The following is a 421-nucleotide window of genomic DNA, read 5'->3' on the forward strand; positions in this document are numbered from 1 at the left end:
AGCACCTTTAAGCTCCGCAAGACGTTCTGACCAGTCATGCGCCAGCGCGTTGTCTTCCGCCGTGTAATACGCGGCACATTTGGCGTTATCACCGTCAGTGAACAGATCCAGAACAAACGGACCAAACAGGGTGTTAATTCCCCAGAAAATGTTGTCCGGCGTGCGCCACTGATCGCCCACTTCCTTCAGTTCATGGGCTGGTTTGTTCCGCAGTTCCACCAGCGCCTGGCAATATTTATTACTCATTAAGCCCCCACGTAATTCCCTGACAGATACCACTCATCACCCGATACAGCGCGCTTACTGCTTTTCCGTAAACACTGCTCACGACGCGCCAGAAAATTGTTTCGTTCTGGCTGGGAGTGGCTTTCACGGAATGCCGCCATCCACACCGTTGCAGCACGACGGTATAAGCCCCTGG

Annotated in this window: 2 protein-coding genes; both read right to left on the bottom strand. The window is 53.4% G+C overall.

Annotated elements, in window-relative coordinates:
* Positions 1-246: phage N-6-adenine-methyltransferase (locus BGK49_RS18380; RefSeq protein WP_069375804.1), on the bottom strand; the 246-nt coding region annotated here is incomplete at its 3' end.
* Positions 246-421, bottom strand: a 176-nt coding sequence (locus BGK49_RS28035) for a PerC family transcriptional regulator (RefSeq protein WP_113411924.1), incomplete at its 5' end; no start/stop codon positions are given. The genes BGK49_RS28035 and BGK49_RS18380, both read right to left, overlap by 1 nt.

The organism is Shigella sp. FC1544 (genome assembly GCF_001722145.1).
GTDB classification, from domain to species: domain Bacteria; phylum Pseudomonadota; class Gammaproteobacteria; order Enterobacterales; family Enterobacteriaceae; genus Escherichia; species Escherichia coli.